This is a genomic window from Nitratireductor sp. B36 (genome assembly GCF_020833685.1).
Lineage (GTDB): Bacteria > Pseudomonadota > Alphaproteobacteria > Rhizobiales > Rhizobiaceae > Nitratireductor.
Genome location: NZ_JACKZY010000001.1, coordinates 1,114,584 through 1,127,319, shown reverse-complemented (window position 1 = coordinate 1,127,319; position 12,736 = coordinate 1,114,584). Strand labels below are relative to the sequence as shown.

At 60.0% G+C, this 12,736-nt stretch carries 13 protein-coding genes; 6 read left to right on the top strand and 7 right to left on the bottom strand.

Annotated elements, in window-relative coordinates; translation table 11 throughout:
• Nucleotides 1-220 precede the first annotated feature (220 nt).
• Complete coding sequence (locus H7H48_RS05495; protein ID WP_229447776.1) at nucleotides 221-1,837, top strand: FAD-dependent oxidoreductase; 1,617 nt, start codon at nucleotides 221-223, stop codon at nucleotides 1,835-1,837.
• A 1-nt stretch (nucleotide 1,838) separates the two neighbouring features.
• Nucleotides 1,839-2,036 (top strand): DUF2783 domain-containing protein, encoded by a 198-nt coding sequence (locus tag H7H48_RS05490; protein WP_229447775.1) that lies wholly within the window; start codon nucleotides 1,839-1,841, stop codon nucleotides 2,034-2,036.
• A gap of 35 nt (nucleotides 2,037-2,071) precedes the next feature.
• Here H7H48_RS05490 and H7H48_RS05485 read toward each other — a convergent pair whose 3' ends face one another.
• From H7H48_RS05485 to hppD, 3 genes are all read right to left on the bottom strand, one after another.
• The gene (locus H7H48_RS05485) at nucleotides 2,072-2,467 is read right to left on the bottom strand and encodes a cytochrome c (RefSeq protein ID WP_229447774.1); all 396 of its coding nucleotides are present in this window, start codon (nucleotides 2,465-2,467) and stop codon (nucleotides 2,072-2,074) included.
• A gap of 25 nt (nucleotides 2,468-2,492) precedes the next feature.
• Entirely contained in the window at nucleotides 2,493-4,079 is a 1,587-nt protein-coding gene (locus tag H7H48_RS05480) for a flavin monoamine oxidase family protein (RefSeq protein WP_229447773.1), read from the bottom strand.
• Between the two features lie 219 nt (nucleotides 4,080-4,298).
• Complete coding sequence (hppD, locus tag H7H48_RS05475; RefSeq protein ID WP_229447772.1) at nucleotides 4,299-5,411, bottom strand: 4-hydroxyphenylpyruvate dioxygenase; 1,113 nt, start codon at nucleotides 5,409-5,411, stop codon at nucleotides 4,299-4,301.
• A gap of 146 nt (nucleotides 5,412-5,557) precedes the next feature.
• On the opposite strand from hppD, the gene H7H48_RS05470 reads away from it, so the two are divergent.
• From H7H48_RS05470 to H7H48_RS05455, 4 genes are all read left to right on the top strand, one after another.
• Nucleotides 5,558-6,025, top strand: coding sequence for an Lrp/AsnC family transcriptional regulator (locus H7H48_RS05470; RefSeq protein ID WP_229447771.1), 468 nt, complete (start codon nucleotides 5,558-5,560; stop codon nucleotides 6,023-6,025).
• A 205-nt stretch (nucleotides 6,026-6,230) separates the two neighbouring features.
• The gene (locus tag H7H48_RS05465; RefSeq protein WP_229447770.1) at nucleotides 6,231-7,280 is read left to right on the top strand and encodes a TRAP transporter substrate-binding protein; all 1,050 of its coding nucleotides are present in this window, start codon (nucleotides 6,231-6,233) and stop codon (nucleotides 7,278-7,280) included.
• Nucleotides 7,281-7,450: 170 nt separating this feature from the next.
• Complete coding sequence (locus H7H48_RS05460; protein ID WP_229447769.1) at nucleotides 7,451-7,981, top strand: TRAP transporter small permease; 531 nt, start codon at nucleotides 7,451-7,453, stop codon at nucleotides 7,979-7,981.
• Nucleotides 7,978-9,300: a TRAP transporter large permease gene (locus tag H7H48_RS05455; protein ID WP_229447768.1), complete on the top strand. Its 1,323-nt coding sequence runs from the start codon at nucleotides 7,978-7,980 to the stop codon at nucleotides 9,298-9,300. Before H7H48_RS05460 ends, H7H48_RS05455 begins: the two co-directional genes overlap by 4 nt.
• A gap of 27 nt (nucleotides 9,301-9,327) precedes the next feature.
• Here H7H48_RS05455 and H7H48_RS05450 read toward each other — a convergent pair whose 3' ends face one another.
• From H7H48_RS05450 to H7H48_RS05435, 4 genes are all read right to left on the bottom strand, one after another.
• Nucleotides 9,328-9,666: a TIGR01244 family sulfur transferase gene (locus H7H48_RS05450; protein WP_229447767.1), complete on the bottom strand. Its 339-nt coding sequence runs from the start codon at nucleotides 9,664-9,666 to the stop codon at nucleotides 9,328-9,330.
• A 23-nt stretch (nucleotides 9,667-9,689) separates the two neighbouring features.
• A complete protein-coding gene (locus H7H48_RS05445; RefSeq protein ID WP_229447766.1) occupies nucleotides 9,690-10,121 on the bottom strand; it encodes a DUF6691 family protein in 432 nt (143 codons plus the stop codon).
• A 3-nt stretch (nucleotides 10,122-10,124) separates the two neighbouring features.
• Entirely contained in the window at nucleotides 10,125-10,547 is a 423-nt protein-coding gene (locus H7H48_RS05440) for a YeeE/YedE family protein (protein ID WP_229447765.1), read from the bottom strand.
• A 98-nt stretch (nucleotides 10,548-10,645) separates the two neighbouring features.
• Nucleotides 10,646-12,718 (bottom strand): 3-hydroxyacyl-CoA dehydrogenase NAD-binding domain-containing protein, encoded by a 2,073-nt coding sequence (locus H7H48_RS05435; protein ID WP_229447764.1) that lies wholly within the window; start codon nucleotides 12,716-12,718, stop codon nucleotides 10,646-10,648.
• Nucleotides 12,719-12,736 lie beyond the last annotated feature (18 nt).

Genomic DNA, 12,736 nt, shown 5'->3' with positions numbered 1-12,736 from the left:
CCTGATTGAGGATGGTTTTGCCGTGCATCCGCTGATTGCCGACGGCGCTTGCCCCTCATCCTTACCTTCTCCCCGCTTGCGGGGAGAAGGGGGCGGCGGCGCTGGCGCTGTTTTTTTACGACCGTCGATCTCATGCTCGGAGTTGAGGGTCGTCAACTGGAAGAGGTATGAGCCGCTTCTTTTCTGAGGAGAAGCGGCTTTGAAGGGAGGGTGAATTTCAATGCCGCGTTACGCGTACAACCCCTTTCCATACACGAAGCCTCCGGAGCTTGCCGGCGGGCATGTGGGGCAATATCCGGTGGTCATCGTCGGCGCGGGGCCGGTGGGGCTGGCGGCCGCGATCGACCTGGCACAGCGCGGCGTCTCCGCGGTCGTGCTGGACGACAACGACGTTGTGTCCCTGGGCAGCCGGGCCATCTGCTGGTCCAAACGCACGCTTGAGATCTTCGACCGGCTGGGTGTGGGCGAGCGCATGGTTGAGAAGGGCGTGACCTGGCAGGTCGGGCGGCTTTTTCACCGCGACCGTGAGGTGTGGAACTTCGACCTTTTGCCGGAGGAGGGGCACAAGATGCCCGCCTTCATCAACCTGCAGCAATATTATGTGGAGCAATATCTGGTGGAACGGGCGGGTGAGCTTTCCGACCGGATTGATCTGCGCTGGAAAAACCGGGTTGTCGGGCTTGAGCAGACGGGCGGCGATGTGCGCCTTCGGGTGGAAACGCCGGACGGCGCCTATGAGATGGACGCCGCCTGGGTGATCGCCTGCGATGGCGCGCGCTCGCCCGTGCGCTCCATGATGGGGCTCGACTTTGCAGGGCAGGTGTTTGAGGAGCGCTTTCTGATCGCCGATGTGGAGATGAAGGCGGATTTTCCCTCCGAACGCTGGTTCTGGTTCGAGCCGCCCTTTCACAACGGGCAGTCCGCACTTCTGCACAAGCAGCCGGACGACATTTACCGTATCGACCTGCAGCTTGGCCCGGATGCCGATCCGGATGAGGAAAAGAAGCCGGAGAATGTCATACCGCGCATCGAGAAAGTGATCGGCCATTCGAATTTCGAACTCGACTGGGTGTCGGTCTACACCTTCCAGTGCCGCAGGCTGGAGCGCTTCGTGCATGACCGGGTGATCTTTGCCGGCGACAGCGCGCATATCGTTTCGCCCTTTGGCGCGCGCGGCGGCAATGGCGGCATTCAGGACATCGACAATCTGGGCTGGAAGCTGGCGCTCGTGGTGAAGGGCGAGGCACCGGCCTCGCTGATTGCGACCTACGACGAAGAGCGCATTCTGGGTGCGGATGAGAACATTCTCCACTCGGCGCGCTCGACCTCTTTCATGACGCCGAAGAGCGGGATGGAGCGCATCTTCCGCGACAGTGTTCTGGCCCTTTCGGCAAAGCACGATTTCGCGCGGCGGCTGGTGAATTCGGGCAGGCTTTCAAAGCCCTGTTCGCTGGAGGGATGCCGGCTTCAGACAGAATGGCAGGGCGAGGGGCCGCTTGCGCCGGGCATGGCGCTTGCCGATGCGCCGGTGCTGGCAGGTGGGAAGCCTTCCTGGTTGCTCGGTGAGACGGGTGGCGGCTTCGTGCTTTTGGCGGTCGATTGCGAACCACCGCTTGGTCTGCCGGCGGGGCTGCACGTGGTGCAGGTAACAAGGCCCGGCGGGAGAGGCATGGATGGCCTGGCATATGTGGAGGATTGCGAAGGCGCTGTTGCCGCCCGCTACGGCGCGGGGCTGCTCTATCTGGTGCGGCCGGACCAGCATGTCGCGGCAATTTTCAAGACGCCCGACGCACATGAGATCGCCGCGGCCATGACCCGGGCGATGGGGAGGGAATGAGATGGAGAAAAGCGAGATCGGCCAGGACCGGCTGGGACCGGCAGGCGATGATTTCTATGCGGCGCTGATGAAGGCGCATGAGGGGCTGAGCTTTGAGGAAAGCGCACACCTCAACGCAAAACTGGTGCTGCTTTTGGCCAACCAGGTGGGTGATTTGGGGGTGATCCACGCCGTCTTGAAGGCGGCGCAAGAGAAATAGGCGAGAGGGATGGATGGGCGCTCGTACGTCAACCATCAGGGCCAGGGTGGAGCGATCTGATCCACACTGACCTCTCCGGAATAATCATTGCCGAAGTTGGTTCGGATATAGGCGACCACATCAGCGATTTGCTGATCGCTGAGCAGGTTTTCCATTGCCGGCATGGCTTTCTGCCCGCTCTTGATGACGAAAATCGCATACTCTGGATGTTCCAGGTTTTTGTTCTCTGCCAGTGAGGGGTAGCGGCCGGCGCCGCTGGCGCCTTTGCCGTCCGGCATATGACACCCCTGACAAATGGCCTTGTAAATGTTTTCACCGCCGGTAACGGTTATTTTCTCACGGTCGCCGAAGAATGCGGCTTCCTCACTATGCGATGGCGGCACGAAAAACACTGAAGCGGCGATGCAAAGCGCTTTGCTTTTCAATTGCATGGCAGGCTCCTTTTTTTAAAGGGGATCAACCGCTCATGACCCGGGCATGGAGGCGCGAAATCGCATCGAGCCCTGAAAGAATGGCACCTTCCTGCCATCCCGGCAGATAAGAGAGGTGCTCGCCGGCCATCAGGGTGCGCCCATCCAGGGCGGTCGCTTGGGTATAGTCTGCCTCCCTGTCGTCCCAGACACCGTAACAACCGAGCGCCCAAGGCACCCTATACCATGCGACACTTGCGCCGCTGGAGAACTCCTTGCGGTATTGCGGGTGGATCATCGCGCCATCCTCGAGAGCCTTGCTGATGCGCTCTTCCGGGGACATAGAGGCAAACTGGTAGGCTGCTGTATCCCAATTATAAGCGCCGACGAGAACACCCTTACCGGTGGAAAGATAATCACTCGACGGATAGCCGATCAGTGCGATGGGGAGGTCCGTGTAAGAGATGCCGCCATAGATATGCTCGTCCTCTTCCCAGAAACGACGGTTGAACTCGAGCCCGATCTTGACGGCACCGGCGTACTGAACCTTGTCGATCACGCTCTTTATCCCGTCTGAGAAATTGTTCTCGATCTGCCCGAGTATGGAAAACGGGATGGTGCAGATGCACCAATCGGCCCGGGCTTCCAGGGGCTCTCCTTCGGTGCTGATGTCCTGATAGATGGCGGTGACGCCGGTCTCATCCTGTTTGATGGAGGTGACCTTCGCATTGTAGCGGATCAGATCCTTGATCTCGCGTTCGAACGCCTGGGCGATCATGTCCATGCCACCGACCGGCTGAAACATGGTTTCCTGATGATCGACCGTTTCCGCTACACCCAGCCATCTCCACAGGCCTGATTGAAGAATGTCGCCCGGCGCGATCGGATCGGAGGGGATAGGATTTGGTTTCGCGCCCCCGCCTGGCCATGTCTGAAAACCGCGGAATTCGCTGGTGTGCTGGCTTTTGACGTAGCCAAAGTCCTTGTCGAGCATTCCGTTTGTGCGCAGGGCTTCGAGAAGCTTCTCCTTGTCCTCCTGGCTAACCATCTCGTCGAGATTGCCTTGGTTGACGGCCTTCGCGAGTAGCTCGGAGGTGTGACCACGAAAATCCGTAGCGATCTCTCGAAACCGCTGGGGTTTGCCGCCGAATGCGGTGGTGGAGTGGAGATAGGCGTTGTGATTTTTCTGAATGAAAGGTTCGAGTTTGACGTCAAGACGCCGGCAGTAATCCAGAATTGCGTGATGATGATGGGGAATGCGCCAAGGCCCAGGATTAAAATAATTGCCTTCGGCAAACCCGATATCCTGACGAAAATCGCCAAGCTCGGTATAGGTATCGCCACCACGTAAGGTCCAGCACCGGCCCCCCGCTTTCTCCCGGTATTCGAGCACCTCGACTTCATAGCCGGCCGCCCGTAATTCCAGCGCAGCCACCATTCCGGCCAGGCCCGCACCGAGAATGAGAACCTTTACCGTCCCCGGGTCGCCCTGGAGCTTGACTGGACCCTGATACGGGGATGGCTGGGCATGTCCAAGCGTCGTCATAGCCTGATAGAGGGCGGCGCTGCCGGCGGCTGCACCGATCATCGTCAGGAGTTCGCGGCGTGACACCTGTCCTAATGCCCTTAGCATGATGTTGCGCTCCTTACCTTTTTGGCCAGGAAACATCATCGCGCCGTCCGTCACGTCAAAAAAGGTAATATTGAGTAAAGGTTTTGAACGATTTCATGTTTTTTATAGGAGTAATCGTGGTCGCCGGGTGTATTTTTCCTGTATTTAATATAGTCGGCAAATAAAAAAGGCCGTTTGAGACGGCCTTTCTTATTTGTTTCCCGGCATTGTCCGGGTGGGCTAACCGGCGGCGTCGACCTTGATGACGCCGCGGCGTATCTGGTCTTCCTCGATGCTTTCGAAGAGGGCGCGGAAATTGCCTTCTCCGAAGCCTTCGTCGCCCTTGCGCTGTATGAACTCGAAGAAGATCGGTCCGATGACGGTCTTCGAGAAGATCTGCAGGAGGATCTTGGTCACGCCGCCATTCACCACGCCTTCGCCGTCGATCAGGATTCCGTGCTTTTTCATGCGCTCGATTGGCTCGTCATGGCCCTGCACACGGTCGAAGCTCTTCTCGTAGTAAACTTCCGGTGGGCCAGGCATGAATTTGAGCCCGTTGTTGGCGAGCCTGTCGGTGGCGTCGTAGATGCCATCGGTGCCCACCGCAATGTGCTGGATGCCTTCGCCTTTGTACTTCTTCAGATACTCGACGATCTGGCTCGTGTCGTCCTTGGACTCGTTGAGCGGTATCCGGATCTTGCCGCAAGGCGAGGTAATCGCGCGGGAGACGAGGCCCGTAATGCGGCCATCGATGTCGAAATAGTGGATCTGCGAAAAGCCGAAGAGCTCGCGGTAGAAATCCCACCATTTGTCCATATTGCCGCGATAGACATTGTGGGTGAGGTGATCGAGGTAGTAGAAGCCGACGCCTTCAGGCCGCGGGTTTTTCTCGCCCAGCCATTCGAATTCCGCGTCGTAGGCCGAGCCTTTCTCGCCATAGGTGTCGATGAAGTAGATGAGCGAGCCGCCAATGCCGACAATGGCGGGCACGTCGAGTGTTTTGTCATCGCCTTCATAAGGCTCGGCACCCTTTGAGACCGCGTGATCGAAAGCGTGTTTCGCGTCGACCACACGCCAGGCCATGGAGGGCGCGCATGGGCCGTGATCCTCGACAAAGCGCATGGCGTGGCTGCCGGGCTCAGCATTGACGATATAATTGATGTCGCCCTGCCGCCAGACGGAAATCTTCTTTGTCTTGTGTCGGGCGACTTCGGTGTAGCCCATTTTGGTGAACAGTTCGGCGAGTTTTTCCGGCTCCGAATGAGCGAACTCGACGAATTCGAACCCGTCAGTGCCGGCGGGGTTTTCTTCGCTGATCCTGGGTGGTGGTGCATCGTGCGGGAACGGACCCATGGCTTCAATCCTCCTCGTCTGAGAACATTTGGACGTGTTCACACGTCATGGACACATTTTACGCCTCCTGGGCCGCACACGGCTTGCATTGTGGGTCGTATTTTGGGAGAAATGCGCACTTATCATGCATATAAGAGGAGTATTGCATGGCTGATGCGCGTGTTGATGGTTATGACCGCAAGATATTATCTCTCTTGCAGGTGGATGCGCGATTGACCAATAACGATCTCTCGGAACGGGTGAACCTCTCGCCCTCGCAATGTTCGCGCCGCCGTCAGCGTTTGGAGGAAGAGGGATACATCCGCGGCTATGCGGCCATGCTCGATCGGGACAGGCTGGGCTTCCCGCTCGTCAATATCATCACCGTGACGCTGGCGACACACAATCCCGACAATGCGCGTCGTTTCGGTGAGCTGCTGGCACGGCTGCCGGAAGTGCAGGAAGCGCACGCGCTCACCGGTGAAATGGATTATATTCTCAAAGTGGTGACGCCCGACCTGAAATCGTTGTCGGAGTTCGTCAACGGTGTGCTTCTCCCGCACGATTCAGTGCAGCACGTGAAGAGTGCCATCGTGCTCGAAACACTCAAGGAAACCGGTGCCCTGCCGCTTTGATGTTTTTTTGTTACGAATATGGCCGGAAATGCCTCTTTATTGTTACATAATTTCCGCTAAAGTCTCGGTGGACGGGAGGCGGGATTCCAGTGGATACTCGGCTCTCAGGCGGTCGCGCAGGGCTTGGAGAGACCGGGCGCGGTCCTGCCGCAGAATATAGAGCGTCATCACCGACGTTTCGGGACATGCAATCGGGAGGAGAAGCATGAAACCATTTTCCGTCAGAAAACTGGCCCTGGCGGCTGCTGTCGCAGCAACCGGGCTTATCGGGGCTTCGGCTTCGTCATTCGCGCAGGAGGTGACGCTCAGGCTGCACCAGTTCCTGCCGCCGCAGGCCAATGTGCCGAAGCTGGTGCTCGATCCCTGGGCCGACAAGGTGGAGCAGGAATCGGGCGGGCGCATCAAGATCGAGCGCTATCCGGCCATGCAGCTCGGCGGCACGCCGCCGCAGCTCTACGATCAGGCGCGTGACGGCATCGTCGACATCGTATGGACGCTGCCGGGCTCCAATCCGGGTCGTTTCCCCTCGACTGAAGTGTTCGAACTCCCCTTCATGATGACGAATGCCGAGGCGACTTCGCGTGCCTATTGGGATCTGTTCGAGAAGCACATGAAGGACACCGAGTTCAAGGACACACATGTTCTGGGTGTCTGGGTTCATGGCCCTGGCATGCTTCACTCCAAGGAGCCGATCGAGAATCTCGAGGATCTGAAGGGCATGAAGATCCGCGCACCCACGCGCATCATCAACTCGCTGCTTGGCCAGCTTGGCGCGACGCCGGTCGGCATGCCGGTGCCGCAGATCACCGAGGCGCTTTCCAAAGGCGTGATCGATGGATGCGTAATCCCCTGGGAAGTCACGCCGGCGCTGAAAGTGCCTGAGCTCGTATCGAACCACACGGAGTTCGGCGGCGATCACGCCCTTTACACGACCACCTTTGTTCTGGCGATGAACAAGGCGAAGTATGACAGCTTGCCGGACGATCTGAAAAAGGTGCTGGACGATAATTCCGGTCAGGAATTTGCGGCGTTTGCCGGCAGAACACAGGCGGGCGCGGATGTTCCCAGCCGAAAGATCGCGGTTGATCGCGGCAACAACATTATCGAGATCAGCGCTGAAGACACGGAAACCTGGAAAGAGGCAGCTGCCCCCGTTTATGAACAGTGGGTGGCGGAGATGAAGGACAAGGGGATCGACGGTCAGATGCTGATCGACGAGGCCCGTGCCCTGATCGACCAATATACCAATCAGTGAGGCTGAACCGGCTACAAGAGACGGGGCGGGCTGCAAGGCCTGCCCCGTTTTTTGGAAACGGTTTTGTGTCGGGACCCACGCTTGCGAATGCGGCAACCGCTGGCTAACGTTTTCGAACCCGACGCGGGAATGAGAAAATTTCGCAGGAAAGCCATGGAACGGGACGGGGCATGAGATTATCGATCATCGTTGTCTGGCTGGCCAGAGTGATGGCCATTCTGGGCGGCATCGTTCTGGCGGCCGTCATCATCATGACCGTGGCGAGCATCACCGGCCGCGCTCTGGTGCGTTTTGGCCTTGGACCCTTGCCCGGCGATTTTGAACTGGTTCAGGCGGGTGTTGGCTTTGCGGTTTTCGCGTTCCTGCCATGGTGTCAGCTCAATCGTGGCCATGCCACGGTGGACATTTTCACCACCTTTCTGCCGGACAGCGTCAACCACATGATCGACCTGGTGACCGAGATCATCATGACGCTGGTTCTCGTGCTGATCGCCCTTCAGCTCTATTACGGCATGCTTGACAAGCTGAGCTACAACGAGACCACCTTCATTCTCCAGTTTCCGCTATGGTGGCCCTATGCAGCCTGTCTGCTGGCCGCAGTCATTGCGGTGATCGTGTCGTTCTACATGATCCTGGTGCGCTATCGCGAACTGAAGGTGGGCACACCGATGCCGGAGCCCGGACAGGGGAGCATCCATTGACCAATCTTGAAATCGGCCTCTGGTCCTTTCCGCTTCTGCTTCTTCTGATTTTTCTGCGCTTGCCCATCGGTCTTGCCATGCTTCTGTGCGGGCTTGGCGGAAGCTGGATCGTGTTCGGCAATGTGACGCCTGTGCTGGCCAAGCTGAAGAACGAAACCTACTCCACCTTTTCCGGTTACTCGCTCTCCATCGTTCCGCTGTTTCTGCTGATGGGGCAGTTTGCAACGCTGGGCGGCATGTCGCGGGCGCTGTTCAAGGCGGCTGAAACCTGGATGGGGCACAAGCGCGGCGGTGTTGCCATGGCGGCTGTGGGTGCGTGTGCGGGCTTTGGCGCGATCTGCGGATCGTCGCTGGCAACGGCTGCAACCATGAGCCAGGTGGCGCTGCCCGAGCTGCGCCGCTATGGCTATTCGGGTGCACTGGCCACGGGAACGCTCGCGGCAGGCGGCACGCTTGGCATTCTCATTCCGCCATCGGTCATCCTTGTCATCTATGCGATCCTGACCGAGCAGAACATTGCCAAGCTTTTCGTCGCCGCTTTCGTGCCAGGCGTGCTGGCTGCCTTCGGCTATATGCTGGCGATCTCGATCTATGTGCGGCTGTGGCCGGACTCTGCCGGTACGCGAGAGCGTGCGCCCTATTCGGAACGGATGCGGGCGCTGCTTGATGTTTGGCCCGTTCTGGTGGTGTTTCTGGCGGTGGTCGGTGGCATTTATCTTGGCGTTTTCACACCAACGGAAGGCGCTGCCGTGGGGGCCGCCGGCACCGGGCTGATTGCGCTCGTCAATGGCGGACTGACCCGCGAGACCTTTGTGGAATCGATCCTTGCCACGGCAACCGCCACGGCGATGATCTTCTTCATCGTGCTGGGGGCCGGCTTCTACAACTCGTTTCTGGCGCTGGCGCAGGTGCCGCAGCAGATGGCGGCGTTCGTGAGCGAGCAGGGCTACAGCCCGTGGATGGTGCTGACGCTGATCCTGCTGCTTTATCTCGTATTCGGTTGCGTTATGGACTCGCTCTCCATGATCCTGCTAACGATCCCGATCTTCTTCCCGATCGTCACGATCCTCGATTTCGGTCTGGGGGCGGAGGAGTTTGCCATCTGGTTCGGCATTCTCGTTCTGATCGTGGTGGAGGTGGGGCTGATCACGCCGCCGGTGGGTATGAACCTTTTCGTGCTCAACTCCATGGCAAAGGACACGCCGATTTCGGCGACCTATCGCGGCGTGATGCCCTTCGTGATCAGCGACATTCTGCGCGTGGCGCTCCTGACACTGTTCCCGGCGATCTCGCTGTTCCTGATGCGCTGGCTCTACTGACGGCGCATCAGGGCGGCCTTTGACGGATTAAAGACCGCGCTCCTGAATGATGCCGTAGAGATTGGCCGAGCGGGTGCCGCTGCGGCAATAGGCGAAGACAGGGCCCGGCAGTTCCCTGAGGGCGGTGGCCATGTCCGTGACTTCATCGATTGTCATCGCACCGGAAACGACCGGCACATGGCGGAAGGCGAGGCCCGCTTCTTCGGCGGCCTTTGATATGGTCTCGACCGTGGGCTGTCCGGCGTCCTCACCATCGGGCCTGTTGCAGACGATGCTCTTATATCCGGCCTGCTTGATGGCGGCGATGTCTTCCGGCGCGATCTGCGGGGATACCGCGTAGTCGTCCGAAATTTTCTTGATATCCATGGTTTTCCTCACAGAGTGACGCGTTAACCGGCGGCAAAGAAGCGCCGTTTGAGGGATTTGGCAACGAGAATGCCGGCGATGAGCGAGGCGAGGAACACGATCGTGTCCGAATAGCCGAGCCCAAGGGCCGGGATCGCCGCACCCGGGCAGAAGCCGGCAATGCCCCAGCCAATGCCGAATACGGCGGCACCGCCGATCAGCTGCGGGTCGAGATCGCTTCGCGTCGGAAGCTGGAAACGCTCGGCAAAAAAGGGCTTTTCGCGCGCGCCGAAGAGGAGGCGGTAGCCGAGGGCCGCGACCGCAAGCCCACCGCCCATCACGAAGGCGAGGCTTGGATCCCAGGTGCCCGCGAGATCGAAGAAATTCAGCACCTTTGCGGGATTGATCATGCCCGATAGCGCGATGCCGGCACCAAACAGAAGGCCGGCGATGAGGGCTGCGACGAGCTGTTTCATCGATCAGCCTCCGATCACGTGGCGGATGATGAACACGGTGATGAGGGCGGTGGCCATGAAGGTGATGACGGCAACGATGGATCGGATGGAACCACGCGAAATGCCGCAGACACCGTGCCCGCTCGGACAGCCATTGCCGAAAGTGACACCAACGCCGACAAGAACACCGCCGATGACGAGCGCGGCGGTGGAGACGGGCACCTGGAAGGGGATTGCCGCACCGCTCAGCATCAGAAACAGGGGCGCGGCGATGGCGCCGATGATGAAAGCGGCGCGCCAATGCCACGCGTTTTCCTGTGGGGGAAGGAGGCCTGACAGAATGCCCGTCATGCCGGCCACCCGGCCGTTGAAGGCCATAAGCACCACTGCGGCAAGACCGATCAGCGCGCCACCGGCGAGTGAGGCTATGGGGGTAAACTCGGTCATCCTGACCGCTCCGTTATCTGAATGGACAGCGCTCTGAATATGGGGCTGCCCGTCAAAATGCCAAGGGTTGATGGTGGCGCAGTTGCCCAGGGTAAATTTTACACAAGATCCCCGAACCCGCCGCCCGTCAGCGCGAGCTGGCGAAGGATGGGAGCGGGTTCGAAAACGCGATTGCCGGTCTTCCGGTGCCAGTGCTCCAGCCGCTCGACGATTGTCTTGATGCCGAAACGCTCGGCCCAGAACATCGGCCCGCCCTTGGCAACCGGGAAGCCGTAGCCATTGACCCACACGACATCGATATCGGAGGCGCGGGCGGCGATGCGCTCTTCGAGGATCTTCGCGCCCTCGTTGATCATCGGGTAGAGCGTGCGCTCGGTGATCTCGTCCGCACTGATCTCGCGTCGTTCCACGCCAAGCTCGGCTGCCTTCTTCTCGATAAGCTCCTGAACGAAGGGATCGGGTTTTGGCGTGCGGGAGCCTTCCTCATAGAGATAAAAGCCGCGCCCGGACTTCTGGCCGAAATGGCCGGCTTCGCACAGCGTGTCGGCGATGGGGGCGGTGAGGCCCTGCGACTGGCGGTGTTTCCAGCTGATGTCGAGACCGGCAAGGTCGACCATCTGGAATGGGCCCATGGGCCAGCCGAAATCGGTGAAAACCTTATCCACCTGTTCGGGCGTCGCGCCGGAAAGGAGCAGGTCCTCGTTCTGTTCGCGCCGGGCGGCGAGCATGCGGTTGCCGACAAAGCCGTTGCACACGCCGACGACGACGGGAACCTTGCCGATCTTTCGGGCGAGCGCGAGCGCGCTCTTGATGACATCGGGGGCCGTTTCTTCGCCGCGCACGATCTCCAAAAGCTTCATGACATGGGCGGGCGAGAAGAAATGGAGGCCGACCACATCCTGCGGACGCTTCGTGGTGGCGGCGATCTCGTTCACATCGAGATAGGAAGTGTTGGAGGCAAGGATGGCGCTGGGCTTCAGCACGCCGTCGAGCGCGGTGAAGACCTGGCGCTTGACGCCCATATCCTCGAACACGGCCTCGATGACGATGTCGCAATCGGCAAGGTCGGCATAGTGGGTGGTGCCGGAGATGCGCCCTGTGCGGGCCTCTTTTTCCTCAGCCGTGATAGAGCCGCGCTTTACCGATCCCGCATAGGTCTTGTCGATGTGGGCGAGACCGCGCGCGATGGCGTCCTCGTTCATCTCCAGAATGGTGACGGGAATGCCGCCATTGGCAAGCGCCATCGCTATGCCCGCACCCATGGTGCCGGCACCAATGACGCCGGCGCGCGCGATCTTTCGCGCCTCGGTTTCGCGCGGAATGCCGGGCACGCGGGTTGCCTCGCGGGTGGCGAAGAAGAGATGGCGCTGGGCGGCGGATTCTTCGCTGTCGCGGCGCTCCAGAAAGAGCTCGCGTTCGCGGTCGAGTGCCGCATCGAATTCCATGGTGATGGCGTTGCGGACGGCTTCTGCCGCCGTGTGCGGCGCGGTGAGACCGCGCGCTTTTTTCGTCGCTGCCTTCACGGCCTCATCGAAGGCGGCGAGGTTGACGGCAAGTTTTTCGCTGCGCGCGCGGATATGGATGTGCGGCTTTTTCGATGCCGCCATGTCGCGGGCGAACGCCACGGCCTCGGCCAGAAGATCGCTCTCGGCCACGCGGTCGACCGCTCCGAGCCGTACGGCTTCGTCCATGCCGATGGGCTTTCCGGAAACGATCATCTTCAGCGCGGCTTCCGGCCCCACCAGACGCGGCAGGCGCACCGTGCCACCGGCGCCGGGAATGAGGCCGAGGTTCACCTCGGGCAGGCCGATCATCGCGGACCTGTCTGCAATACGGTAGTGGCAGCCGAGTGCCAGCTCCAGCCCACCGCCAAGTGCGGTGCCATGGATCGCGGCGATGGTGGGCTTGTCGATGCTTTCAAGCTTCTCGATCAGGTCGGGAAGGCTTGGCTCCTTCGGCGGCTTGCCGAACTCGGAAATGTCGGCACCGGCAATGAAGGTGCGACCCGCGCAGGCGATGACGATGGCCTGAACCGCATCGTCTGCATTCATCTCGCCCAGCGCCTCGAAGAGCGGCGCACGCAGCGCGTGGCCGAGTGCGTTGACCGGCGGATTGTCCAGAGTGAGGACGGCAATGCCATTGTCGCGGGTGATCTTTACGGTGTCGCTCATTCAGGGTCCTCTTGTCAT

What these genes read in the sequence shown, in the direction of transcription:
- H7H48_RS05435 (WP_229447764.1), bottom strand. Translation starts at nt 12,718, where the DNA reads ATGAGCGACACCGTAAAGATCACCCGCGACAATGGCATTGCCGTCCTC.
- H7H48_RS05495 (WP_229447776.1), top strand. Translation starts at nt 221, where the DNA reads ATGCCGCGTTACGCGTACAACCCCTTTCCATACACGAAGCCTCCGGAG.
- H7H48_RS05470 (WP_229447771.1), top strand. Translation starts at nt 5,558, where the DNA reads ATGGCTGATGCGCGTGTTGATGGTTATGACCGCAAGATATTATCTCTC.
- hppD (WP_229447772.1), bottom strand. Translation starts at nt 5,411, where the DNA reads ATGGGTCCGTTCCCGCACGATGCACCACCACCCAGGATCAGCGAAGAA.
- H7H48_RS05465 (WP_229447770.1), top strand. Translation starts at nt 6,231, where the DNA reads ATGAAACCATTTTCCGTCAGAAAACTGGCCCTGGCGGCTGCTGTCGCA.
- H7H48_RS05450 (WP_229447767.1), bottom strand. Translation starts at nt 9,666, where the DNA reads ATGGATATCAAGAAAATTTCGGACGACTACGCGGTATCCCCGCAGATC.
- H7H48_RS05490 (WP_229447775.1), top strand. Translation starts at nt 1,839, where the DNA reads ATGGAGAAAAGCGAGATCGGCCAGGACCGGCTGGGACCGGCAGGCGAT.
- H7H48_RS05480 (WP_229447773.1), bottom strand. Translation starts at nt 4,079, where the DNA reads ATGCTAAGGGCATTAGGACAGGTGTCACGCCGCGAACTCCTGACGATG.
- H7H48_RS05440 (WP_229447765.1), bottom strand. Translation starts at nt 10,547, where the DNA reads ATGACCGAGTTTACCCCCATAGCCTCACTCGCCGGTGGCGCGCTGATC.
- H7H48_RS05485 (WP_229447774.1), bottom strand. Translation starts at nt 2,467, where the DNA reads ATGCAATTGAAAAGCAAAGCGCTTTGCATCGCCGCTTCAGTGTTTTTC.
- H7H48_RS05460 (WP_229447769.1), top strand. Translation starts at nt 7,451, where the DNA reads ATGAGATTATCGATCATCGTTGTCTGGCTGGCCAGAGTGATGGCCATT.
- H7H48_RS05445 (WP_229447766.1), bottom strand. Translation starts at nt 10,121, where the DNA reads ATGAAACAGCTCGTCGCAGCCCTCATCGCCGGCCTTCTGTTTGGTGCC.